25 protein-coding genes and 1 pseudogene are annotated in these 25,710 nt (G+C 40.4%); 3 read left to right on the forward strand and 23 right to left on the reverse strand.

What is annotated here, in order from left to right; all coding sequences use genetic code 11:
• A pseudogene (locus JWR23_RS04980) lies at positions 1-268 on the reverse strand (adenine phosphoribosyltransferase); the annotation flags it as partial.
• Positions 265-1,164: a helix-hairpin-helix domain-containing protein gene (locus tag JWR23_RS04985; protein ID WP_299513715.1), complete on the reverse strand. Its 900-nt coding sequence runs from the start codon at positions 1,162-1,164 to the stop codon at positions 265-267. The gene JWR23_RS04985 and the pseudogene JWR23_RS04980, both read right to left, overlap by 4 nt.
• 51 nt (positions 1,165-1,215) lie before the next feature.
• On the opposite strand from JWR23_RS04985, the gene JWR23_RS04990 reads away from it, so the two are divergent.
• Complete coding sequence (locus tag JWR23_RS04990) at positions 1,216-2,970, forward strand: GNAT family N-acyltransferase (RefSeq protein ID WP_299513717.1); 1,755 nt, start codon at positions 1,216-1,218, stop codon at positions 2,968-2,970.
• Between the two features lie 168 nt (positions 2,971-3,138).
• Here JWR23_RS04990 and JWR23_RS04995 read toward each other — a convergent pair whose 3' ends face one another.
• From JWR23_RS04995 to JWR23_RS05050, 12 genes are all read right to left on the reverse strand, one after another.
• A complete protein-coding gene (locus JWR23_RS04995) occupies positions 3,139-3,645 on the reverse strand; it encodes a DUF962 domain-containing protein (RefSeq protein ID WP_299513720.1) in 507 nt (168 codons plus the stop codon).
• A 119-nt stretch (positions 3,646-3,764) separates the two neighbouring features.
• Positions 3,765-5,330, reverse strand: a complete 1,566-nt coding sequence (gene rny, locus JWR23_RS05000; protein ID WP_299513722.1) for a ribonuclease Y — start codon at positions 5,328-5,330, stop codon at positions 3,765-3,767.
• A 229-nt stretch (positions 5,331-5,559) separates the two neighbouring features.
• Entirely contained in the window at positions 5,560-5,853 is a 294-nt protein-coding gene (locus JWR23_RS05005; RefSeq protein WP_299496768.1) for a cell division protein ZapA, read from the reverse strand.
• Between the two features lie 22 nt (positions 5,854-5,875).
• Positions 5,876-6,163, reverse strand: coding sequence for a hypothetical protein (locus tag JWR23_RS05010; protein WP_299513724.1), 288 nt, complete (start codon positions 6,161-6,163; stop codon positions 5,876-5,878).
• A gap of 48 nt (positions 6,164-6,211) precedes the next feature.
• Positions 6,212-6,583, reverse strand: a complete 372-nt coding sequence (locus JWR23_RS05015; RefSeq protein WP_299513726.1) for a four helix bundle protein — start codon at positions 6,581-6,583, stop codon at positions 6,212-6,214.
• Positions 6,584-6,661: 78 nt separating this feature from the next.
• On the reverse strand, positions 6,662-9,061 hold the full coding sequence (gene pheT / locus JWR23_RS05020) for a phenylalanine--tRNA ligase subunit beta (RefSeq protein ID WP_299513728.1): 2,400 nt from the start codon (positions 9,059-9,061) through the stop codon (positions 6,662-6,664).
• A gap of 117 nt (positions 9,062-9,178) precedes the next feature.
• Complete coding sequence (locus JWR23_RS05025) at positions 9,179-9,400, reverse strand: hypothetical protein (RefSeq protein WP_299513730.1); 222 nt, start codon at positions 9,398-9,400, stop codon at positions 9,179-9,181.
• A 126-nt stretch (positions 9,401-9,526) separates the two neighbouring features.
• Positions 9,527-10,276: an SDR family oxidoreductase gene (locus JWR23_RS05030; RefSeq protein ID WP_299513732.1), complete on the reverse strand. Its 750-nt coding sequence runs from the start codon at positions 10,274-10,276 to the stop codon at positions 9,527-9,529.
• Positions 10,277-10,401: 125 nt separating this feature from the next.
• Positions 10,402-10,686 carry a helix-turn-helix transcriptional regulator gene (locus JWR23_RS05035; RefSeq protein ID WP_299513733.1) on the reverse strand — a complete coding sequence of 95 codons (285 nt, stop codon included), beginning with the start codon at positions 10,684-10,686 and terminating at the stop codon, positions 10,402-10,404.
• A gap of 73 nt (positions 10,687-10,759) precedes the next feature.
• Positions 10,760-11,461, reverse strand: a complete 702-nt coding sequence (gene radC / locus JWR23_RS05040) for a DNA repair protein RadC (RefSeq protein WP_299513736.1) — start codon at positions 11,459-11,461, stop codon at positions 10,760-10,762.
• Between the two features lie 415 nt (positions 11,462-11,876).
• Positions 11,877-12,131, reverse strand: coding sequence for a 30S ribosomal protein S20 (gene rpsT / locus JWR23_RS05045; protein WP_299513738.1), 255 nt, complete (start codon positions 12,129-12,131; stop codon positions 11,877-11,879).
• A gap of 204 nt (positions 12,132-12,335) precedes the next feature.
• A complete protein-coding gene (locus JWR23_RS05050; RefSeq protein ID WP_299513740.1) occupies positions 12,336-13,625 on the reverse strand; it encodes an NRAMP family divalent metal transporter in 1,290 nt (429 codons plus the stop codon).
• Between the two features lie 159 nt (positions 13,626-13,784).
• Between JWR23_RS05050 and JWR23_RS05055 the strand changes: the two genes are divergently transcribed.
• Positions 13,785-14,744 carry a zinc dependent phospholipase C family protein gene (locus JWR23_RS05055; RefSeq protein WP_299513743.1) on the forward strand — a complete coding sequence of 320 codons (960 nt, stop codon included), beginning with the start codon at positions 13,785-13,787 and terminating at the stop codon, positions 14,742-14,744.
• Positions 14,745-14,749: 5 nt separating this feature from the next.
• Positions 14,750-15,478 (forward strand): TMEM175 family protein, encoded by a 729-nt coding sequence (locus JWR23_RS05060; RefSeq protein ID WP_299513746.1) that lies wholly within the window; start codon positions 14,750-14,752, stop codon positions 15,476-15,478.
• On the opposite strand, the gene JWR23_RS05065 is transcribed toward JWR23_RS05060, so the two are convergent.
• The 9 genes from JWR23_RS05065 to JWR23_RS05105 form a co-directional block, all read right to left on the reverse strand.
• Positions 15,475-16,125: a DedA family protein gene (locus tag JWR23_RS05065; protein ID WP_299513748.1), complete on the reverse strand. Its 651-nt coding sequence runs from the start codon at positions 16,123-16,125 to the stop codon at positions 15,475-15,477. The genes JWR23_RS05060 and JWR23_RS05065 overlap by 4 nt on opposite strands.
• 43 nt (positions 16,126-16,168) lie before the next feature.
• On the reverse strand, positions 16,169-16,879 hold the full coding sequence (locus JWR23_RS05070; protein ID WP_299513750.1) for a DUF4397 domain-containing protein: 711 nt from the start codon (positions 16,877-16,879) through the stop codon (positions 16,169-16,171).
• A 16-nt stretch (positions 16,880-16,895) separates the two neighbouring features.
• A complete protein-coding gene (locus JWR23_RS05075) occupies positions 16,896-17,567 on the reverse strand; it encodes a DUF4397 domain-containing protein (protein WP_299513752.1) in 672 nt (223 codons plus the stop codon).
• A gap of 113 nt (positions 17,568-17,680) precedes the next feature.
• Positions 17,681-18,805 carry a DNA polymerase III subunit beta gene (dnaN, locus tag JWR23_RS05080; RefSeq protein ID WP_299513755.1) on the reverse strand — a complete coding sequence of 375 codons (1,125 nt, stop codon included), beginning with the start codon at positions 18,803-18,805 and terminating at the stop codon, positions 17,681-17,683.
• Between the two features lie 37 nt (positions 18,806-18,842).
• A complete protein-coding gene (gldG, locus tag JWR23_RS05085; protein WP_299513757.1) occupies positions 18,843-21,242 on the reverse strand; it encodes a gliding motility-associated ABC transporter substrate-binding protein GldG in 2,400 nt (799 codons plus the stop codon).
• Positions 21,243-21,265: 23 nt separating this feature from the next.
• Positions 21,266-21,976, reverse strand: a complete 711-nt coding sequence (locus JWR23_RS05090; RefSeq protein ID WP_299513759.1) for an ATP-binding cassette domain-containing protein — start codon at positions 21,974-21,976, stop codon at positions 21,266-21,268.
• A 393-nt stretch (positions 21,977-22,369) separates the two neighbouring features.
• The gene (locus JWR23_RS05095) at positions 22,370-22,666 is read right to left on the reverse strand and encodes a septum formation initiator family protein (protein WP_299513761.1); all 297 of its coding nucleotides are present in this window, start codon (positions 22,664-22,666) and stop codon (positions 22,370-22,372) included.
• Between the two features lie 191 nt (positions 22,667-22,857).
• Positions 22,858-24,054: an alkaline phosphatase family protein gene (locus JWR23_RS05100; RefSeq protein ID WP_299513764.1), complete on the reverse strand. Its 1,197-nt coding sequence runs from the start codon at positions 24,052-24,054 to the stop codon at positions 22,858-22,860.
• Between the two features lie 135 nt (positions 24,055-24,189).
• The gene (locus JWR23_RS05105; RefSeq protein WP_299513766.1) at positions 24,190-25,515 is read right to left on the reverse strand and encodes a DEAD/DEAH box helicase; all 1,326 of its coding nucleotides are present in this window, start codon (positions 25,513-25,515) and stop codon (positions 24,190-24,192) included.
• Positions 25,516-25,710: the final 195 nt, after the last annotated feature.

The raw sequence follows: 25,710 nt of genomic DNA on the forward strand, positions 1-25,710 counted from the left end.
TGGTATAAGGCAGTTTACCCGCCTTGCGCACCGGTATAAATGGCACACGCAGCTTAGTTGCCAGCGTTAACCCAAATAAAAACCCGCGGCTCTCTACCCCTGCTATGGCATCAATACGAATGCCCTGTAGTTTCTCAACAAAGGCATCAACAATACCCTCGCACAATATGGGATCTTTTAATATGGTGGTAATATCTTTAAATATAATGCCCGGCTTAGGAAAATCCGGTATATCACGTACGGCTAATTTTATTTGCTGCTCTATCATTTAAAAACTAAATATGGTCCAATTTTACGCAAAATTCCGTCATCAAGTATCACTATATTCTTCATATCAGCAACAGCTTGATAATTACCATGCTGATTGCGGTATTGTATAACCGCGTTGGTTTGTTTATTGGTGAGATACGGGAACTTTCTTAATCCCTCAAAGTCAACCTCGTTAATTTTTATTTTGACGATGCGTGCAGGGTTAATACTTACCTGGTTTTTAATTTCGGCATACTTTATGGTATCAATACCGTAAACTTCTTTTAGCTGCTCTTTACTTAAAAACCCGCCCAGCCGTTGGCGATAGGCTACTATCCGCGCAGCGAAAGCAGGGCCGATGCCATGTATACGCGTTAGTTTGGCAGAGTCGGCACTGTTAATTTCGACAACCTCGCCGGGAGTTAATTTATCAGATGTGTATTCCGCACCGGGGATATTGATATAAGGCGCTAATCGTTTATAATCATCCGCAGTAATGCCGTATATCTTCTGTATATCTTCCTTTTTATTAAAACGGCCGCCTTTGGCTTCGTAATGTTTTATTATGCTGATCTGCCGCCCGCTCAGTCCCAGTTGCTTCCATTGTTCGGCGGGCAGGTTGTTTGGGTTAAAAACAAATAGCACAGGGTGGGCCACCTTCTCATCAGATAATGGCTCGCCGCTATCACTATAACCGGAGGCATCACTACCTTTGGCGCTGTTAAGCAAGGCTACATCCTTATCAAAATCTTTAAAATTTATAACAGTACCTTTGTTGAAGTATTTATACAGATAAGGCGCTGCCAATACTGCCGCAATTATAATAAGTAGTACTACCATTCCGTTCCATTCTTTTTTGGTTATGGATAAGTAATTTTTTATGCGCGACCTCATTATTACGTTTAAATCTGCCATTAAGGTAATAAATTTAGAGATATTTACCCCTACATTCCTACTGATATTTAAATGAAAATTATAACCACCGAAGAGTTTGCAAAGGCCACCAAACTGGATAAGTTGAAAATGCCCGGACTTGCCTCCTTTTTGATGGAGCTAATGAAAATAAACCAGGTGAACGACCTGTTTGAAGCGGCGCAACCAAAGCAAGGCATTGAGTTTATAGATGCAATTTTAAAAGGCTGCGGTGTCGAGATTGAGTTTGACGAAAAAGAGTTACGAAACATACCATCCACCTGTAGCTTTATTGCCATTGCCAACCACCCCTACGGCGGCATTGAGGGTCTGGTACTTTTAAAAATATTGTTAATGGCCCGGCCAGATGCCAAACTGATGGCCAACTTCCTGCTGAAAAAGATACCTAACCTGAGCGATTATTTTATCGCTGTAAATCCGTTTGAAAATATTGACCATTCATCAAGCATTAGCGGTTTAAAAAACACTTTGCAGCTACTGGCCGATGGCACACCGATAGGTATTTTTCCGGCTGGTGAGGTATCAACTTTTAAATTAGATAAGCAAGAAGTTACAGACCGCATGTGGCACCCGGTTGTAGGCAAGATTATTGCCAAGGCAAAGGTGCCGGTGGTGCCCATATATTTTCATGGTAACAATGGTTTGCTATTTAATTTATTAAGCATGATACATCCTGCTTTAAGAACAGCTAAGCTACCATCAGAGTTGTTTAACAAACAAGGGCAAACCATAAGGTTACGCATTGGCAAGCCTATTAAAGTTGAGGATATTCCTGATAATAATAACAGCGCCAAACTGCTCAATTATTTACGGGCACGGACCTATGCTTTGGGTACAGGACTGGAAGAGGAAAAGAAAATATTCAATCCGCGTAATCTTTTCAAAATAAAAAAAACAGAACAGGAAATAGTTAAGGCCATTGATCCTGCTATACTTGAAAAAGAAGTAGCATCCTTACGGGATGATTATACAGTTTGGGTTGAGAAAAATTACGAGGTGTTTATTGTACCAACATCTGCCATTCCTTGTACCATACGCGAGATTGGCCGCTTGCGCGAGGTAACCTTCAGAGAAATTGGTGAAGGCACCAACAAAGCTACAGACCTTGATGAGTATGATATTTACTATCATCATCTGTTTATTTGGGATACAGAAGCAAAAATGGTGGTGGGCGCATACCGCATAGGTATGGGCGATGAAATATTTTACAGCTTAGGCAAAGATGGTTTTTACATTACCGAGCTGTTTAAAATAATGGAACAGTTTACCCCCATCCTGAGAAAAAGCATGGAGCTGGGCCGCTCATGGATACGAAAGGAATACCAGTTAAAACCCCTGCCCCTGTTTTTACTTTGGAAAGGCATATTAAAGTATTTGATAGACAACCCGCGTTACCGGTATTTAATTGGGCCGGTAAGTATCAGCAATACGTTCTCTAAATTTTCCAAATCTTTAATTGTTGATTACATTAACCGTAATCACTTTGATCATGACCTGGCGCAATATGTTAAGCCCCGCAAAAAGTTTAAGGTTGATTTTTCAAGTATAGATACTGATATATTGATGGAGGGTGAGGATACTTTTAAAACGCTTGACAATTTAATATCGCAAATAGAAACGGACCACATGAAGGTGCCGGTATTGCTTCGGCAGTATATCGCGCTAAATGCAAAGATCATCAGCTTTAATATCGACCCCAAGTTTGCCGATTGTTTGGATGGCTTCCTGGTGCTTGACCTGGAGCAGGTTCCGCAAGATGTTTTGGAGAAACTGGGTAAGAATTTGTAGCCCCCTCTATTTAAGCGTCATTGCGAGGAACGAAGCAATCTCTACATAGGACAGTCAATAAGACAAGTTTCATTCGTGGTGTAATGCTACTAACAAACATCCTGCACATTGATTTGCATGTGCAGAGATTGCTTCGTTCCTCGCAATGACGCGTGGGAGTAGAGGGGCCTAATACTTCACTCCAAACCTTTTCAAAACCAAACTTAACAACCATATCGGTTCTATTCCTAAAAACTTAAAATTTTCTGCGGATGTTGGTTTTTTGCCTTCTATCCTATAACCTATAAACTGAATAATGTTGGCAGTTACAAATACTACTACACACATTTGAGGTAAGATGGGTCCGCCGGTTTTTTGCCAGCCTTCTAATTGTATAATACAAAAAGTAAAAACAAACAACACGATCAGCATAATATAGGATATGATTGGCGACAGCTTCATATAGAAATAAATAACCAGCGCTATTAAAAATGAGCCCCAGTTTAAATAACCATTATAACTGCCTAAAAAATTAAGATGCGGAAAAGGAATTGACCATACAAACCCCAATATGCTAAACGATATAAGCGGAACGCAGATATAATTAATATACCGGTTTGCCGGCTTTTTATGAAATTCGGCATAGCGGTCAATCAAAATATCGACCGGGCGCTTTTCTATCTTTTGATTTTTCATATTTAAGAAGCAACGGAAACTAAACCATGTCATTGCGAGGAACGAAGCAATCGCAAGAAGACTGAGCGGTTCTGCACAGTTCGCGATTGCTTCGTTCCTCGCAATGACAGTTAGTGTTTCTACTTAGCAAATGCTACCGACCGGGTTTCTCTGATAACGGTAACCTTGATCTGGCCAGGGTAGGTCATTTCTGTTTGTATACGGTTTGATATATCAGCCGCTAATATCTCTGATTCCGCATCGCTTATTTTTTCGCTTTCTACCACAACACGCAACTCACGGCCAGCCTGTATAGCGAATGTTTTCTCAACACCGGGATACGACATCGCCAGTTCTTCCAGCTCTTTTAAACGCTTTATATAGCTTTCAACCACCTCGCGGCGTGCGCCCGGACGTGCGCCCGATATGGCATCACAAACCTGTATTATTGGCGATAACATGGAAGTCATTTCAACCTCGTCATGGTGAGCGCCTATAGCGTTGCAAACTTCGGGATGCTCCTTATATTTCTCGGCTAACTGCATACCTAAAATAGCGTGAGGCAGTTCGGGGTTATCATCAGGCACTTTACCAATATCATGCAGTAAGCCGGCGCGTTTGGCAAGCTTAACGTTAAGCCCTAATTCGGCAGCCATAGTGGCGCAGAAGTTAGCAACCTCGCGCGAGTGCTGCAACAGGTTTTGTCCGTATGATGACCGGTAGCGCATACGGCCAACCATACGTATCAGTTCCGGATGCAGGCCGGTAATACCTAAGTCAATTACGGTACGCTCGCCTATTTCAACAATCTCTTCTTCTATTTGCTTTTTAGTTTTAGCTACTATCTCTTCAATACGTGCCGGATGTATACGTCCGTCTGTTACTAAACGGTGCATGGCCAAACGGGCAATTTCACGACGTACCGGGTCAAATCCGGAAAGGATTATGGCTTCCGGAGTATCATCCACAATAATTTCAATACCGGTAGCTGCTTCCAGCGCGCGGATATTACGTCCCTCGCGTCCAATGATGCGGCCCTTTATCTCGTCATTCTCAATATTGAAAATAGAAACCGTATTCTCTATAGCGCTTTCGGTAGCGGTACGTTGTATGGTTTGGATAACAATTTTCTTAGCCTCTTTAGTAGCGGTAAGCTTGGCTTCGTCAACAATGTCTTTTATCTGGATCATTGCTTTTGAGCGCGCGTCCTCCAACAAGTTTTCTATCAATTGGCCCTTAGCATCTTCGGCAGACAGGCCGGCAATGTTCTCCAATTGCTCAACATGCTGATTTTTTAACACTTCTACATCTTCTTGTTTTTTAACAACAATTTCTGTTTGGCGCTCCAGGTTTTTGCGGGTGTTATCCAGCTCTGTTTCTTTACGGGTAATATTTTCTAAACGAGAATTATAAGATTGCTCCTTTTGTTTAACCTCATTTACACGCTGATTAATGTCGTTATTCTTGCTGTTTATTTCCTGCTCGTGCTCGGCCTTCATTTGCAAAAAGCGCTCTTTTGCTTCAAGCAATTTATTTTTTCTTAATATCTCGGCATCGTTCTCTGCATCCTTAAGTATTTTCTTTACTTTATTTTGCGCCGATGCTTCCTGATCTTTAAATAGTTTTCTAAGCAGGAACCGCCCTACAACGATACCCGACGGAATACCTATCAGCAGCCCGATTATGATGTATAATATGTTATTCATTTTTAAAGGTTTATTGTTAGTATATAAATAAAAAAACCGCAACTAAACTTTACGTATCATGTATTTAAAAACTTCGTTACAGATATTTAGAATCATGGGTTACCGTTAAACTTGATGAGTAACGCACGCCTTCCTGATCCGTAGATATTGAAGTGTTAAGTTTTTAATAGTGAAACATAAAATTCAACCGCGGTTAAATCTTAATTGGCTCTGTTATATTTAAAGAACGTTATTGTTTAGAAAAAAAATCAGACAATAAATGATCTAACTGGTAAACCTTTTCTGCTACTTCCGAATCCTCGACCGTAACTTTTTTCTCTGCTTTTAATGATGATGTTGCGTAATGCAGCACACTCATTGCAAGCAAATCTTGTTTATCCCTAACCGCATAATTTTCCTGGTATTCTTTTATGCGGTCGTTTATCAACTTAGCTGCCCTACGTATTATTTCTTCCTCTTCCATGTTCACCTTTAAGGGGTAAACTCTGTCAGCAATATTTATTTTTATTGAGATTTCTCCCATCTGAGCTTGTTCACTTTATGTATTACTTTTTCAGTAATACAATGCACTTATCTATTTCTTGCACAAATTCGTTAATTTTTTGCTTTATGTCAAGACTTTTTTCATTTGTTTCTGAAAAAGATTTTGCAAACTTCACCGCACGCATCTTTTCATCCAGTTCTTTGATCTTATTTTTGCCGGCATTTAGTGCCGATGTTAAGCTGTCGTTCTCTAATTTCAACAGATCATTCTCTTCCTGCAAAGCAGCACAAAGCTCAATAAGACGTTGAGTTTTGTCGATTACCTGGTTGAGTTGATTTGCAGTGCTCATTAAAGATTAGTTATTGAAGATTAAAGATTAGTTGTCTTAGTATATTAATTAGTTTTTCACTGCTGGTTGATTTCTTAAATAGTTGATGTAGCCATTTAACATTCTTAGACACTCTTCGCAATCAGCCTTAAATTTATTAAAAATCTCGTCTGTTATATACTTTTCATCTAAAGCAATTATCAGATGATCCAATGTTTCGATTAATGACCCGCGAGCTGTTACTAAAAATCTTGAAGAATCGACATAATGAAATCTACCATGACCTTCTGCTATATTATTTCCTACTGATCTTGATGAACGAATGATCTGATCGCTCAATCTATACTTTTCTTCAGAAGGAAATGATTTAGTCAATTCAGAAATATTAATTCTTAGCGATCTTGACTTTTTCCAAACTTCCATATCAGTAAATGCCTTCATGCTAATAACTAATCTTCAATAACCAATCTTCAATAACCAATCTTTAATAACCAATCTTTAATCTTCATTAACTAATCTCTATTTCCTAATACTCGCTCCCGCTTCCTTTTCTAAGTTATAAATTAATTTTTGCATGGTGGCATCTATCGCTTTATCGGTTAGTGTTTTTTCGCTATCCTGTAAAATAAAGCTCAGCGCGTATGATTTTTTTCCTGCCGGAAGTTTGTCGCCTTCGTACACATCAAATACATTGATCTCTTTTAACAGCTTACGTTCGGTGCGTTGGGCTATTTGTTTTAACTGGCCAAACGAAACATCCTTATCAATCAGCATAGAAAGATCACGCCTTACCGCCGGGAACTTAGATGTATCCTGATAAACTATTTTGTTCTTTTTAACGATGTTTAATAACTGGTCGAAACTAAAATCAGCATAAAAAACATCTTTATCAACATCGGCTTTTTTCAGGGCAGCTGTTGCCACCTGGCCAAATTTAACCAGGGTTTTGTTATTGCGGTTATAGTTTAATCCGTAAGCCAATTTTTTGCAGGTGCTATCTTCAACCACCACATCGGTAATATTGAGTTTTTGCAGGATGCCATCTACAATCGCTTTTAAATTATAGAATGTCGCTGACGTTGCCTTTTGGTTCCATTGGGCAGATGCAGTTGCACCACTCATGAAAATAGCAAAACGCTGACTCTCGTTATACTTATCTTCCTTAACGCTGTAAACTTTACCAAACTCGTAAAATTTAATATCAGCATTTTGGCGATTCTGGTTATAAGCTATTGCCTCTAACCCCGAGTATAACATGGTTTGACGCATTACATCCAGATCAGAACTTAGCGGGTTCAATATTTTAACTGCCGCGTCTAAATTATCAGCATAAGCTGATTTTGTTAACGAATTCGACATGATCTCGTTAAAGCCATTAGCAGTTAACAGGTCTGATAAAAGATTTTGTACGGTATCCTTCTCCGGCCTTGGCGACGTGCTAAGCGACGCGCGCACCTGCGTTGGTATGTAGATATTATTGTAACCGTAAATGCGCAGTATCTCTTCTATCACATCCACATCGCGGGTTACATCAACGCGGTAAGGGGGCACTTTTAATATTAAGCCTTCGGCAGATTCGCTTACAATTTCAATATCTAAAGCTTTAATGATATTCTTTATCTCCTCATGCGGGATAACCTGGCCTATTAAACGGTGGACGTTGCTGTAACTCAGGTCCACATCAAATGGTGCAACCGGGTTAGGGTATAAGTCGATGATATTTGATGATATAGTACCACCTGCAACTTCTTTAATTAACAAAGCAGCACGCTTTAGCGCGAAGATCACCATGTCCGGATCTGTACCACGCTCAAACCTAAATGAGGCATCGGTTTTTAAACCATGCCTTTTAGCTGTTTTACGTATCGAAACCGCGTTAAAATAAGCGCTTTCTAAGAATATACTTGTTGTGGTTGCTTTAACACCCGATTCGGCCCCGCCAAAAACCCCGGCTATACACATAGGCGTTTCCGCGTTGCAGATCATCAGATCATCGGCAGATAGCTTGCGCTCTACATCGTCCAGTGTTTTAAATAGTGTGCCCTCGGGGCAATTTCTTACAATAACCTTATTGCCTTTAATTGCATCCGCATCAAAAGCATGCAACGGCTGCCCAAGGTCATGCAAAACATAATTGGTAGCATCAACCACGTTATTAATAGAACGCACGCCTATAACCGCCAAACGCTCTTTTAACCATTGCGGTGATTCTTTAACCTGGATACCCGAGATGGTTACACCCGCATACCGCGGACTTGCCTGCTCATTCTCTACCACTACATCAATAACACGATTAGTATTATCAACTTTAAATGCAGAAATATCCGGTTTGGTAATACCAATTTTTAAGAAAGCGGCTATATCACGTGCCGTACCTAAATGCGAAACCGCGTCGGCACGGTTAGGGGTTAAGCCAATCTCGTACATATAATCGTCATTCAGCTTAAAATAGTTTTTAGCCGGACTGCCAACAACGGCATCAGCAGCCAAAACCATTATACCGGCATGATCTGTACCCAGGCCTATCTCGTCCTCGGCGCATATCATCCCTTCGGACACTTCACCACGAATTTTTGATTTATTGATCGGGAACGGCTCACCGCTTGTTGGATGTACAGTTGTACCAACTGTTGCCACCACCACTTTTTGCCCGGCAGCAACGTTATTAGCGCCGCAAACAATTTGCAGGTCCTCGCCGGTACCAACATCAACTTTGGTAACTTTTAACCTGTCGGCATTGGGGTGTTGGATAGTTTCTTTAACGTAGCCAATTACCAGGCCCTCTAAACCGCCGGGTATGGCCTGTACCTTCTCCACGCTTTCAACCTCTAAACCGGTACCGGTTAATATGGTTGAAATTTCCTGGGGAGTTTTATCAATATGAATAAATTCTTTGAGCCAATTATAGGATATCTTCATTATAACGAAACGATAATCGGCAAAGATACAATTTAAGGTTAAAGGCGGAAAGGCAAAAGGTTAAAGGTAGATATGCAAACCTTTTGCCTTTCCGCCTTTTACCTTTTACCTCATAAACTATTCTTCATCATCCGGATTGTCATCGTCAAAATCCAGCGTGTATGATGGTTCTGAAGCATCGTAAGCCTGCTCAAGTGCATCAGATTCATCTTCGGTATTATCGCCGATCAGTTCGTCGTCGTCAAATCCGTTGCTGTGTATATCATTCTGACTTTGTTGATCTTCCGCATCCTGATCATCCGAATCATCAAGCGGTATTTTGTTGTCTGGAGTTATCATGACTGTAGTTTTAATTATAGAACGCTGTTTGGCACCCGTTATTTCAATTATTAAAAGGTAAATCTTATTAAACAAAAAGAGGCGATTAAAAAATTAACCGCCTCTTTTATTAATGTAATTCAACTATTAAAATCTGCTGAAACCTCCGTCAAGCACCAGGTCGCCGCCTACCATAAATTTTGAATCGTCAGAAGCTAAATACAAAAATCCTTCGGCAATTTCTTCTACATTACCCAAGCGTTTTATGGGAGTTATATCGGCCATATAGGCTTTCATGCCATCAATTTGCTCAACACTTGCGCCGCCCCTGCCAAATATTGGTGTTTCAATGGGGCCCGGAGAAAGTACGTTAACTCGTATGTTCCTATCCAATAGCTCAGCCGAAAATCCTCTTGCCAGCGAAGTTACCGCCGCTTTTGTGGCCGCGTAAGCTGATGCTGTTGCCATAGCTTTATTACTCACACCTGATGAGGTTAATATAACAGATGCACCATCATTTAAATAAGGCAATGCTTTTTGTACCGAAAAGAAAGCACCTTTAAAATTAATGTCGCTGGTTTGGTCAAACATTTCTTCGGTATAATCGGCCAGTGGGGCAGCTACAAATACGCCCGCGTTAACAACCAATACATCAATTTTGCCAAAGTTTTCGCTTACCTTTTCATATACCTGGTTAATATTGTTCAGGTCAGACACATCGCTTACCAGGCCTATCGAGCCACCGCCTATTTCTGCAACCGCGGCATCTAATGTGGTTTGGTTGCGGCCGGTTATAGTAACTTTAGCGCCCTGCGCGGCAAATAATTTTGCGGCCGCTAAGCCAATTCCGCTATTACCACCTGTAACTACGGCTACTTTATTTTCTAACTTTTTCATTTGTTGTTTTATTTATATATTTAAATTTTTCGATGTATTGTATTCTATTTATTTCTTTATTATCCCTTTTCTCATAAATAACAAATCGACATATTTAAAATAATCGATTAATTATTTAAATTTTTTTATCCTTTTAATTGATTTAAAAAATTAACGTATGCGGTAACCACTTCTTTATTAACCAGGTATTTTGCATTGCGCCCGTCTTTTTCGGCAATAAGCAAATCGGCATCAACCAATTGGTTTATATGATGCGAAATGGTAGACTGCGCCAGGTCAATATTATCAGCAATGCAGGCACATTGCATCCAATTATCATTTTGCTTTTTGATCATTTCCATTATTTTTAAACGGTATGGATCGCCAAGGGCCTTAGAGATTCTTTCAACTTTTTTTATATCCAAAATCATGATGCAAATATATCGACGTTTTTCGATTTAATTGTAATTGGTTTGTATTTTTTATTAATAACTAATTCTGAAATCAAATAATTCCCTCATCCGCAAAGCTATAAAAGCCTTCATTAGTAACAATCAAATGGTCAAGCACATTAATATCCAGCATCCGGCCGGCATTGGCTATTTTTTTGGTGAGGTCGATATCCAGCTGGCTCGGTTTTAAATTACCTGACGGATGATTATGGGCCATAACTATAGATATAGCGTTATGCTGTAAGGCTATATTAAATATAATTTTCGGGTCGGCTACCGTTCCGGTTAATCCACCTTTACTTATCAGTTCTTTAGCTATTACTTTTCCACCCTGGTTAAGCAGTAATATCCAAAATTCTTCGTGGTTAAGGTCCATAAAGATGCGCTTCATAATAGCAAAAGCATCCTTACTGCCTTTAATTTCGTCCAATACTTTTGCTTCGGTATCGTTCCGCCTGCGGCCAACTTCAAGCGCGGCTATAATGGAAATAGCTTTTGCTTCGCCGATGCCTTTAAAGCGGGAAAGCTCATTTATAGATGCTTTGCTTAAATTATTTAAATCATTACCGTAATGGTGCAGTATGCGTTTGCTCAGTTCCACTGCCGATTCTGTACGACTACCAGACCCGATCAGAATAGCTATAAGCTCGGCATCAGTTAAGGCACGCCTGCCCTGGCTGCTCAGCTTTTCGCGCGGTCGGTCCTCTTCGGCCCAGGACTTTATGCTGATCTTGTTCTCGTAGTGTTTTTCCACGGGATTAAATTAAGGAAAAGTTGGTAAACAAAAAAGGCGATGGCTTGGCGGCGATTACTCACCCCGACATTGCTACGCTTGTCGACCCTTTCTTTCGCAAGCGGGAAAGAGGGTTGGGATAGTTCAAAAAAAAATAAAAAACCCTCTTTACGCCAAAGGCGAAGAGAGGGAGGTGGAGCGAAGCAAAGACCGGGTGAGTAATCGGCGCGCGTTCTAAAGCGACCGCGTTAAGGATTGAAGCGGATACCGGCCACTTCGAGGGCCTCAGTGCAGGCCGTGATTAAGGCCTGAAGGCGTATAAGCGGAAAGCCTGACCCGCAGGGTAACGCCCAACAAATAAAACCATGCCCCAACAAAAAAGGCGATGAGTATTAAAACTCATCGCCTTTTTCGGGGATTTAAAAAAATATCTTGATTAGCTTAACGCGTTTACAAATTTTGTAAGCTTCGATTTATTGTTTGAAGCTTTGTTTTTATGAATAACGTTTTTCTTAGCTAAACGGTCAAGCATAGAGATCACTTTTGATAAAAGAGGAGCCGCGTCAGCTTTGACGGTTGTGCTTCTCAATCTCTTGATAGCGTTTCTGGTGGTTTTAGCCTGGTAACGGTTACGTAAGCGCTTCGCAGCGTTAGACCTGATCCTTTTTATTGATGATTTATGATTTGCCATTTTAGCTTATTATTCTATTCGTTATTTAAGGACTGCAAATATAGGAGTTCTTATTATAAAATCAAATGCCTTTTTTAATTATTTTTTTGACTCTTCAAAATGCCATCTCGACGAGGTACGAGGAGGGATCTATACACCTGCAAAATTGGAATGCAATTGTATAGATCTCTCCCGTTGGTCGAGATGACAAAGGGGAAAGAATCGTTATATCGTAAAAAGCAAAGCCACGGCTGCCCCTCCCATCACCACAAAGGTAAACCATAAAAGCGTTTTTGATAACCATCCGCTTTTAAATTCGCCCATGATCGCATCGCTGGTTGAAATTTTTATAATTAAAAACAATAACGGCACAGCAGCCACACCATTTAATACGGCAGTATAAATAAGTGCCTTTACCGGATCTATGCCCACAAAATTAATAATTAAACCTATTAAAGTAGCAATGGTGATAACGCCATAAAACCCATGTGCGCGCCTAAGTTTAAGATTAAGGCTTGCATTCCAGTTAAAAGCCTCGCATACGGCATAGGCTGCTGAACCTGATAAAACAGGAATTGCCAATAAACCCAAACCAATAATACCTATGGAGAAAATAAGCTTTGCCAAAAAACCCGCATTAGGGAAAGAATGTACCAATGGCTGTAAAGCCTTGGCGGCATCTGCTGCAGTTTTTATGTCCTTTACACCACTTTTATACAACACTGTTGCTCCTACTAACAGTATGCACCAGGTGGTAAATTCTGATATGATCATGCCCGCTGCATTGTCTTTGCGCATAGTATGGATACTTTGCCACCCAATCTTTCCATTTGGCATTAAGCGCTTTTCTTTTACTTCTTCTACTTCCTGCGATGCTTCCCAAAAAAACATATAAGGGGTTATAGTAGTACCAAACACACCGGTTATAATGAATAAAAAAGCAAAGCTAAATTCAATATGCGGCACTACAGTAGCTTTTAATACAACGGGCCAATCCTGGTGAATAATAAATACAGTAATAGGGTAAGCCAGTAGCGCCAGGGCAAGCCATTTTAATATTTTTGAATAAACATGGTAGCTGGTAAATATTTCTAAGAGTAGTATGCTAACTGTAAACAACAGTGTTAAAACTATAAATGGCATAGGTATCAACAAGTTTGCTGCTTCGGCCATAGCGCCAATATCTGCGCCAATATTAATGGTGTTTGCAACTACTACCAGGCCAACTACACAATACAGCACCGGCTTGCTGTAATGCGCTTTAACTACCGCGGCAATACCTTTGCCGGTAACCAGCCCTATACGTGCACAGGCCTCTTGTACGGCCGTCATAAAAGGCAACATATAAAGTGCTGTCCATAATTGCCCGTAGCCAAACTGCGCGCCGGTTTGCGTGTAGGTGGCTATGCCCGATGGATCATCGTCTGCCGCGCCGGTTGTGAGGCCGGGACCTAATACAGTTAACCATCTCCAGAAACTTTTTTTGCCGGGTTTAGATTTAGCTTTTTGAGGCATATAGGTTGTTTATGGTATATATTATTTAGCAATTGCAGTTATTGCCATCATGCAATAAAGTAAATGTACTAACAAATGACGCGACATTTAGTTCGGGCCGGGGGCTGGTTTAACAAGTTTATTTTTAAATTTACAGTTACCGTTATTTTATCACATTCTATGAAACCTGCCGTCAGAATCATTACCGGGTTATTATTGATCATACTATGCTCTTCCTGGGGGTTCTTCGCGCATTACCGTATTAACCGTTTAGCTGTTTTTATTTTGCCTAAAGCGATGGCAGGTTTTTACAAAGCCAACATCGGGTTCATTACAGCGCATGCTATTAGTGCGGATAAACGACGCTATGTTGATTCATTAGAAGCACCACGTCACTATTTAAATGCAGATCATTACGGCAAGAACCCGTTCAGGTTAATTCCAGAACGCCGGAGCGAGGCTGTTGTAAAATACTCAGAAGATACACTCAATAAATACGGCACTGTTCCCTGGGCCATTCAATACAACTATTATAAACTGGTTGATGCGTTTAAGGGGCATGATACTACCGGCATACTAACCGCGTCAGCCAACCTGGGGCATTATGTTGCTGATGCTCATGTGCCACTTCATCTTACCCAAAACTATAACGGGCAGCTTACCAATCAAACCGGTATACATGCCCTATGGGAAAGCCGCCTGCCAGAGCTTTTTGCCGCCAATTATAATTGCTATGCAGGTAAAGTAAGATATATTGAAAACCCATTAAAAGAAGCCTTTAAAATTTGCCGCACATCTTTTAAAGAAGCCGATTCGACATTACGATTGGAGCGGTTACTAAATAAAACCTATCCTGCCGATAAAAAATACACTATGGTAATGCATGGTAAACGAGCGGTTAAAGATTATTCTGTTGAATATAGCAGGGCCTACCAAAAAATGTTACGGGGCATGGTACAGCGGCGCATGCGGTCGGCGGTGTTATCTGTGGGTAGTTATTGGTACTCGGCCTGGATAGATGCAGGGCAGCCCGATCTGAACAAATTAATAAAGCAACCTTTAAATGCTTCCGACATGCATAAAATTCAAAAAGAAGAAGCTATTTTTAAAGCAGGAAAAATTGCAGCATTCACTAATTAACAACTATGAGAGCAAAAGCAGCAGCACACATAAATAAAAAATCAGTAATTAAATGGCGCAGCCATGAACCCTCGCGACTGGAAACCTTTAGTGATGCTGTGTTTGCATTTGCCTTAACACTAATTATTGTATCTATAGAGGTGCCACATTCATTTGATGACCTATTTGAAACCATGAAGGGCACGCTAAGTTTTGCGGCCTGCTTTGCCATGCTGTTCCTGATATGGAATAGCCAGAATGTTTTTTTTAGGCGATATGGGCTTAGTGATAACACAACTGTTGTATTAAATGCCATTTTATTATTTGTAGTGTTGGTTTACGTTTACCCGATGAAGTTTTTGGCGCTTCTACTATTTACAAATCATACTTATATGCATGATGGCCAAATTTTACAAATGGGTATAAAGGAGGGTCAAAGCACATCCCTTATGCTAATCTATGGGTTAGGATATAGTGTTATATATGCTTTATTTTATTTAATGTATTTAAATGCCCAACGGCAGGCAAAACATCTTGAACTTACACCCAGAGAGCAGTTTGAAACCAAAACTATATCATCTATTAATCTTATTAGTGCCTTAATAGGGGTTTTGGCCATGATAATAGCACTTCTATTGCCAACAAAAACTTCGGGACTATCCGGGTTTGTTTATTTTCTTATACCTATTTGCTATTCGTTTTGGTTTAGCTACCGCGGAAAAAAAGGACGGGAAAAATTTGCACAACCAGCTTAACTTTTCTTTTTATTGGTACCGCTTTTAACAGCTGCAATAATTGGCGGGATGATAGAAACCAAAATAATAACTATGCCTATTAAAGAAAAATGCGCTTTAAAAAACGGCACATTACCCAACATATAGCCGGCAAATAAGAAAAGTATTATCCACGCCGCGCCACCAATAATATTATATAAACTATAACGTAAAAACGGCATGCGCCCTACCCCAGCTACAAACGGCGCTATGGTTCTGACAATTGGCATAAAGCGGCTAAATATTACAGCCTTGCCACCATGTTTATCAAAAAACGCTTTGGTTTGCAGGTAGTAGTCCAGCTTTAATATTTTGTTTTTTTCTTTAAATACTCTGGGGCCAAAATAATTACCAAGCGTATAATTTAAGGTATTGCCTGTAAACGCCGAACATATTAGTATAAGAGCTAAAATATAAATATCCAGGCCCGAGTTACCACCGGCTATTAACGCGCCTGCGGCAAAAAGAAGTGAATCGCCGGGTAAAAACGGGGTTACAACAAAGCCCGTTTCGGCAAATATGATAACAAATAATATCAGGTAGGTCCATCCCTGGTACTGACTGGTAATTTGTACCAGGTGTTTATCAATATGTATTATAAAATCTATTAAGGCTTTTACTAGTTCCAATGGTTTAAATTTTTGGCAAAAATAGAAATATATATGGCAAAGTTTACCGGTTATTTAAAATGCCGCCCGCAAAGGCAACAGAATCTGCCCCTCCTACAATACCCCGGCAATACAGCGTATACACTTTACCGTCAAGAATAACTGTCCCTGGCATATCTGCCAATACTTTACCTGATCCGGTTGGCAATATCTTAAAATCATAATTACCGGGCGGCACTTCTATAAAGTTAGATACTTTTTTATAGCCTTGGTTGGTAAAAGCCATAGTACCGTTTACAGTTATATCAAACGCGCCTGATCGGGGCGAGGCATTTACAAATCTAATTTTACCCCGCCCAACAGCTGGTGTTGCTGCTGTATCAATAGTAAATATAGATGTTATACTGCTATCTGCCCTTAAACCGGTTACAAATAATGTATACTTATAGTTATTTTTTAAAGGCGTGTTTAACGAAATAAAATTTGTTGTAGAAACATTTGTATTGTACGACCTGATCTGTACGGGTGTATCAATATTCTTTAGCGTAAAATATCCTGATGGCGAAGGGTAAGAAAAAGGTACCGTGTTTTGCTTTATATAGCTAACGTATAAATTTACCGGTTGCAGATCTGGGCTTAAGTTAATAACCTGCATTTGTATGTTTGAGCCCGCAGGTGCAGTACCATTTTTTCCGCACGAAGCAATAAATGGTATAACCATTATGCCTACACAGCATAAAAACAGAAAAACCATTGCCTTATTTCTATCAGCCATTTTATATTTTTAATATTTACAAGGTTAAAATACGCGCGCCAAACGCATTATTACCTGTACCATTTAATACGCCTTTTGTATATAAAGTATATATGCCCCCGGCAACCAATGTTAAAGTACCGGATGGAATTAATTGGCTTGTACTACCCGACTGGTAAATTGATAACACATTTTTCCCGCTGTTTACTTGCATATATGCCGTTGCCGATTTAAATGCCCTGTTCTTATACACTAAATTACTTCCTATATAAATGTCAAGGTTACCCGGTATTGGCGATGCGTTTATAAATCTTATTACTGCGGTATTTTTAACTGTATCATTAACTATGGTATCACGTAGCAAAAATACTTTGTCTACCGCTTCACCTGCTACAAATAAGGTATGAGCCGTTTTAGAATCGATCGTTAAAGGCAGGTCAATTAATGTGTTTGAACTGCCAGCTTTTTTAAACTGGTAATTTTGCGTACCTGCAATTACATTAACATTAGTTAATGAACCAAAGGGGTATAAATTAGTAGTATTATTTAACCTTGTGCCATTTTGATAAAAATTTAAGGTATCGGCACTTGCATTAACTACATTAATATTGGTCGTAAGAGCTAAAGAGGTAGTATCGCTGGTTTTTTTACAAGACGATAAGCCTGTTACGGCAATGGCAAAAAGTAATATTAAAGCTTTAATATTCATATAAATACCCAGGTGTTATATAACTGCTTATCGCGGGTTTTGTTGTCGGTTTTAACAAAAAAGTCCGGTTTTTACGCCGGACTAATATTTGGATCTATAATTTAAGTTTACACTTAAGCATAACTATTAAGCATAACCGGCATTACCAGCATCAGCACATCTTCGTTCTCATCGCCTCCTTGTGGTAATAATAATCCGGCTCTGTTAGGCGTAGACATCTCTAAAGATACTTCCTCCCCGCTTAGATTTTTCAACATTTCAATTAAAAACCGTGCATTAAAGCCTATCTCCATATCCTCACCCTCATACTGGCAGCCTAAACGCTCATGCGCCTCGTTTGCAAAATCAATATCTTCTGATGAAATATGCAGCTCGCTGCCGGTAATTTTTAATCTAACCTGGTGAGTGGTTTTATTGGCGTAAATGGCAACACGGCTTAATGAACCTAAAAATGCCAAACGGTCAATACTTAATTTATTAGGGTTATTTAATGGTATAACCGCTTCGTAATCCGGGTAGCGCTCATCAATTAAGCGGCATACCAGGTTAATATTGTTAAACTTAAAGAACGCGCTGGTACTGTTATATTCAACAGATACATTTACATCATCAGTTGGTAAAGCAGATTTAAGCAGCGTTAGCGCCTTTTTAGGCAGGATGAACGAGGTGGTAGTTTCTGCCTTGGCATCTAACCTGCGGTAACGTACCAGCTTGTGTGCATCGGTAGCAACAAAGGTTAAATACTGACTGCTTAGCTGGCAGTAAACACCTGTCATGGCCGGGCGCAACTCGTCATTACTTACGGCAAATATGGTTTTGTTAATAGCCTCGGCCAAAACCGATGCCGGTAAATTTACTGATGAAGCATTTTCTACAACCGGAATTTTCGGAAAATCCTCACCATTCTCTCCGCTCAGTTTATATTTTCCATCACCCGCGTTAATTTCTATAGCAAACGTAGCATCGTCAACAGAAAAAGCAATGGGCTGCTCTGGTAATGATTTTAAAGTTTCTAACAGTATGCGAGATGGTATAGCAATACGCCCGTTCTCTTTAGCCTCAACAGTTAAAGAGGTGGTCATGCTGGTTTGCAGGTCGGTAGCAGAAATGGTTAAGTTTCCATCTTTTATCTCGAACAAAAAGTTTTCCAGTATAGGTAATACGGTACTATTGCTTAATGCACCGCTTACAGACTGTAATTGCTTTAGTAATGTTGATGTAGAAACTATAAATCTCATATATAAATTTAGTGTTAATTAGTCAAAAGTATAAAATTTAATGAGCATACCTTCTCTTGCGGATATAATGTTGAAAAATAGCAAATATTAACACTAATAACAAAGGAATAATTGTATTAATTACCTGCCAGTATAATTTCTCGCTGCGCACCCTTGCTCTATTAAGCAGGCGCAGTTTAATTTCTTTGTTTCGTAAGGATATCAGGCCCGAATCGTCGGTCATATAATCGGCAATATTGAGCAACAGATTTTTATTGCCGAAGTTTTGCTGCGTATAATGATCATACCCTAACGGATATGGCGAACCATCAGCGCCCACCTGGTTTTTAAATATATCGCCGTCACTTATTACTATCATTTTGGTGGGTTTACTTTCGTCCTGTATGGCAATTTTTTCTTTCAGGTCGGCGGGTACGGGGCGGTTCTTAAAGTCCGATGCAAACTTGCCTTCCAGCAATACCGCAGTAGTTTTGGGTATGCCTTGAAAATCTTTAGGCTCGGGCACTTGCTCTACCGCCTGTAATGACAGCATATGCGGAACAGACATTTTTTTATTATAGGGCGATGTAGCCAGCAGCACCGTTTTTTCAACGCCTTTGGTATCCAGTATATCGATAGTGCTGGGGAACTCACTGTATATGCCATCCAGATTTTTAACTACAGGATGTTTGGATAATGGAATAAATATCGGGTAAAACAACCAGGGCACCAATTGTATTTGTGCCTGCCCGCCAATATTGCCTGTGCTAAGGGGTATTTGCGCGCAGCTCATATCAGCTATCAGATCATAATTTATGCGGATGCCATAAACAAATAATTGATCGTCTAAATTTAACTGCTTGCCAAACGCCAGCTGATCGCCGCCGCGGCCACGCAGGCTATCCAGTTCGGCGCTAACCTGGTCTATCGTCCAAAGCACCCTGCCGCCACGCATCAGATATTGATCCAGCTTAAATTTCTCCAGCTCGGTAAATGGCTTTTCGGGCTTGGCTATTACTATTAGCTTTATTTTCAGCAGGCTATCAAAAGGAATATTTTTCAAATCAACCCTACCCACCTCAAACCCGTCCGACAAGCTTTTCATGGCATCATTTAATTGCAGGTCGGTCAACTCATAGTGCCCGGCTGTAAAACCAATTTGCGGCTTGCCGCCACGCGTTACTTTTTTTATAGCCGATGTAAACGCGTACTCCAGGTTTTGGATAGAATTGTTTAGCTGCTCATCTGCCGTCAGGCGCATTTGATTTTGGGCATACAGCAGCTTAACCGGTATATCCTTGCCATTTGCTGATACCATGGCCGCCGGGAAAATAGTTTTTTGCGATAACCCATCATCCGTTTTTACACTTAATGAAGTTGGTTCTATGCCCCTTGATTGCAGGTCCTGTATGGCCTGGTTTTGCTGTTCGGTTGATAGGCCCTTTAATGGGTCAACAAATTCAAACTGCAGCTTACGGTGACTGTAAGCCTGCAAATCGCTCAGCATATCATTGGTAGCACGTTTCAGGCGCTTCATGCCGCCGGTTAGGTCGCCCTGCAGGTAAACAGTAACTTTTACAGGTTTCGACAAGCTATCTAACACTTGCCTGCTAATGGGTGATATGGTATAACGTTTTTCGGCAGTAAAATCAATACGGGTAAATGCAAGGCTGGTGAAAATGGTTACGCACAACACAATACCAACACCGCCCAGCGTTATGTTTTTGTTTAACGCCTTTTGGTGTTGTTTTAAAAGCACAAACAGGGTGAGCCAAATAAATATGGCTATCAATACAATGAAATAGGCCAGATCGCGGGTATCTAACACACCGCGGCTTACTGATTGGTAATGCTCATTGATACCCAAACTTTGCACGTTTGTATTTTGCAATGAAAGCAGGCTGCTTAATGAATCAAATCCGCTATAAAAAAAGAAACATAAAAATACCGCTATAGTAAAAGCAATGATCTGATTTTTGGTGATGGATGATGCAAACAAACCAATTGCCGCGAATGCTGCCCCCAACAAAAACAAACCGATGTATGAGCCTATAACCGCGCCGGTATCAATATTACCTTGCGGTGTACCCAATACATAAACCGAATAATAATAGGTGAGTGTAGGTACCAAAGCAAACAGCACCAATAATACAGCGGCGAAATATTTACCCAATACAATTTGAAGATCAGTTAGCGGGCGGGTTAAAAGCAACTCAAACGTGCCCTCTTTACGCTCCTCGGCTAACGACCGCATGGTAATTGCCGGAATCAAAAACATAAACAGATACGGGGCCGTGCTAAACAAGCCATCCAATCCGGCGTAGCCGTAATCTAATAAGCTTGAATCGGGGAACACCCATAAAAACAAACCCAGCACCAGCAAGAACACGCCAATAGTTACATAGGCCACCAATGAACTTAGATAAGAGGTAATTTCTTTTTTGAGGATTGAGTACATTCCTTATATTATATTTTTTACGCTTAATTATTATTTGTTAAACTTATAAATACATTTTCTAAAGTATTCCCGTTATTCTTCGCCCTCAATCCTGCCAAAGTATCATTGGCCACAATTTTTCCTTTATTAATAATAATAACATGGTTACATACCGCTTCCACTTCCTGCATAATATGGGTAGATAGAATAATGGTTTTAGTTTTACCCAAGTCAAGTATTAACTGGCGGATGCCTATTAGTTGATTAGGGTCAAGGCCCGAGGTAGGCTCATCCAATATCAATACCTGCGGATCATGCAGAATAGCCTGTGCCAAACCTACACGCTGGCGATAGCCTTTAGATAGCTGGCCTATTTTTTTATGCTGCTCAGGTCCAAGCCCGGTCATTTCAATTATATCAGCTATGCGTTTTTCGGGCTCATGTATTTTATGGATGCCGGCTATAAAAGCAAGAGATTCTTTTACATACATATCCAGGTAAAGCGCATTACTTTCTGGCAGGTAGCCAATATTGCGTTTAACTTCGAGCGATTGGGTGCTTACATCAAAATCACATACCGTTGCCTTACCACTGGTTTGCGGAATAAAGCCTGTCAGAATTTTCATGGTGGTAGATTTCCCTGCACCATTCGGACCCAAAAAGCCCAACACCCCCGGCTCTGCATTAAAAGTTATGCCATCAACCGCTTTTTGCTTCCCATAAATTTTTTTTAAATTTTCAACCCGGATACTCATGGTTCAAATGTAGAAAAATTAACCTTATCGTCATTGCGAGGAACGAAGCAATCTCTACGTAGGACATTCAACTGTGGAAGTTGCTTTTTTTTATATGGCCCATTAAGCATTTTTCATAATTGATTAGCAAGTGCAGAGATTGCTTCGTTCCTCGCAATGACGTGATTGTAAGTTATTTATTATCAATACAATAAAATTACCATCTCGAACATAGTGAGAAATCTATACACGTGCTAAGCAGACGGATTGAAATGCATAGATTTCTCCTCGTTCCTCGTCGAAATGACACCGAGTTTTATATAGTTTCCTTTTTTTCACACGTCATAACGATTTTTTCCAGGGCCACTTGGTGGGTGCTCGCAATGACCCGTGGTGAAGAGCAAGGGTGAAGATTTACTCAGCCTTTTCTTTAACAATCACAAAAACATCCTCATTATCTTTCCGCATCAAGTATTTTTCGCGGGCGAATTTCTCGAGTTTTTCGGGGTTTGAGGTTAGCTCATCAAGGTCCTTGCTAACTTTGGCGGTTTGCAATTTGTAAAAATCGCGCTCCTGTTTTAGCTTACTTACTTCCTGGTGATACTGGTATTGAGATAACAGATCGTTCTTATCAAAAAACACCATCCATACCACAAAGGCAAGCGACAGCAAAAAATATTTGTTTTTAAAAAGATCTATCAATCGTTTCATAAACGTAAATGGTAATTTAAGTTAAAATTAAACTAAAAGATCAACCTATGCAAATATGTTTATTAACTTACTAATATTGAGGGTCATCTGCGAGAGCTTAATATGTTTCCATATTTTAAAGAACCTATCTGCATGGTAACCCGGAGCTCAACTTCCTGCTGGATGCTGAACCCGGTAAAGCCACTATCACTTTAATATAGCCACCTTAGCAAATCTTTATTGTACTTAAAATATGTGGCTGCAGGATGAGGAATATTATAGATAATTAACGGCACATCTTCTTCATAAACTGAGCCATGCGATCTGTAAGTTGCAGCCAGTGTTTCTGTTTCAGTTGTGGCTTCACCTAAAACAGTGTTTTTATCACCCAAAACAACCAGGTCGCCAATGCGCGATGCCATTTCATGAAATTTGACAACGGCCTCCCGGCGGGTATAAACCGTTTCAATACCAGGCAGGCTTAGCAGTATCTTTTTGGCTTTAGCAGTATCGGCAGCTTTATTAAGGTAAACATATACACAGCCCCCAAAACCCAGGTGATGTTTAGGATATAAGTCTTTTGAAGCGGAAATGCTCAACTTAATTGGTAAACCCCGGTTGGCTAATGCTTTGGTAATATCCCAAACCTTACTTTTATAGTTCATGCCATGGTCGGCAGTTATAAAAATAGCGGCGTTAGGCAAAGTTTTAACAATTACGCCTAACAGGCTGTCAATTGTGTGCAGGTGCAGTTTGGAGCGGGCATCGCCAGGCTCCCACATGTGCATAGGGTAATCGGTGGTATGAATGTAGTATAAACCAATATCCGGACGGGTTTTCATAAGATGAATAGCGGCGTTAAAGGTCCAGTAATTCACCTCGCTGGAGTATTTATCTGGCGGAAGGCCAATCGCATTTGTCCACTCTTCCGTTGCTATTTCGGGGCTTATGGCAATGGTGGTGCCTTTTGCTAATAAATGAATTGTTTTTAGCTTGCTTGAAATTAATGCTGATTTAACGCCATACTTAGCCGCCCGGGTAAATATAGTAGGCGCCATTACTAAAGAGGAGTCTTCCATCAACTCTTCCTCATTGGTTTTATAATTATAAAAACTGTTGCCAACAATGCCGTTAACTTCCGGAAAAGTACCTGTACAAATAGCAGCGTTATTACAGTTAGTAACCGAGGGCGTCATGTCTTTAGCTATTTTATAGAGGCCTTTAGCCAAAAGGCTTTTAAGCACAGGCATATCGCTCGCGTCAAGGTAAGGCTTGCCAAAGCCATCCATCATAATCATAACAACCGGTTGTTTGGGCACAACATGGTTCAATTTTAAATGTTGCTGCGAAAAAGAAGTGTTAACAGCGCCAATGATCAACAAAAAACTAAATGTGAGCTTATAATTCATATAGTAAATGTATAGCTTTTGAAACACGATGGTATTAAGCCAGTGTTAACATTTTATTTAAATTATTAACGAAAGTTATGATTAGAGGTTGGTGATTAGAGATTGGTTGATTAGCTAATCTCTAATCACTAATCATTAATCTCTGCGGCGATTGCCGCTTGGCCTGCCGCCACTTAGGTTACCATCCGGCTTGCCGGCAGGACGGCTACCACCGCCACCACCACGGTTACTTTTGCCAAACCCACGACCACGTTTAGGCGCGCCGGTACGTCCGCCGCCGCCTTTTGCTTGACTGTCGGCATGTTTGGCAACTATACTTTGCGGACTCATTACATACGGATGTCCATCGTTAACAGGTATTAGTTTACCTATCAGTTTATGTATATCCTTTAAAAAGTCAATCTCTTCCTGGTCGCAAAAAGTCATAGCTATACCGCTTGCCCCTGCCCTGCCTGTACGGCCAATACGGTGTACATACGTTTCGGGGATGTTTGGTATCTCGTAATTTATTACGTGGGTAAGCTCATCAATATCAATACCGCGCGCGGCAATGTCTGTGGCTATTAAAACACGTGTGGTACGGGCTTTAAAATTAGTCAACGCCCTTTGACGCGCGTTTTGCGATTTATTACCGTGGATAGCCTCGGCAGTAATGCCAATTTTAACCAGGTCCTTCACTACTTTGTCGGCACCGTGTTTGGTACGGGTAAATACCAGCGCGGTTTTAATATCTTTATCTTTTAATATATGCACCAATAATAACCGCTTATCATTTTTCTCTACATAGTAAAGTTCCTGCTGTATAGTATCGGCAGTTGATGACGGCGGGGTAACTTCCACCTTCTCCGGGTTAGTTAATATGGTATTAGCCAGTTGTTGAATCTCATTAGGCATAGTTGCCGAGAAGAACAGGGTCTGTCTTTTGGCAGGTACCTTTGCTATAATCTTTTTTACATCATGCACAAAACCCATATCCAGCATACGGTCGGCTTCATCAAGCACCAGCATTTTAATGTGGTCAAGGTGAACATATTTTTGGTTCATCAGGTCCAATAAACGGCCCGGTGTAGCAACCAAAATATCCACCCCGCGGCGCAAGGCCTCGGTTTGCGGGTTTTGTGATACACCTCCGTAAATTACCAAATGTTTTAAACCGGTATGCCTGCCATAAGCGGCAAGGCTCTCGTTAATTTGTATGGCCAGTTCGCGCGTTGGAGTTAATATCAGCGCCTTAATGGTTTTTTGTTCTTTATGCTGTAACCTGTCCTGGTATAATAACTGCAAAATGGGTATAGAGAAAGCAGCAGTTTTACCGGTACCGGTTTGCGCGCAGCCCAAAAGGTCGCGGCGTTGCAGTACAATAGGTATTGCTTGCTCTTGTATAGGTGTAGGTGTGGTATATCCCTCAGTTTTTAAAGCCCTGAGAATAGGCTCAATCAAGTTTAAATTTTCGAATGACATGTATTGTTTCTTATTATTTATGTGCTAACGCGATTGCATAGCGGATCTGAAGAGTTTGTCGGTGATCAAAACCGTAAAGCTAACGGGTATTAAATTATTTGCGCAAAGATACGGTTTTTATTTGGGATGTGTGTTGGGTAGAGATATTGATGATGGTGTTGGTGGGTTTTGTGTTAGGAGATTTGTTTGGTAAGA

Source organism: Mucilaginibacter sp., assembly GCF_028288205.1.
In the GTDB taxonomy this organism is placed as follows: Bacteria; Bacteroidota; Bacteroidia; order Sphingobacteriales; family Sphingobacteriaceae; genus Mucilaginibacter.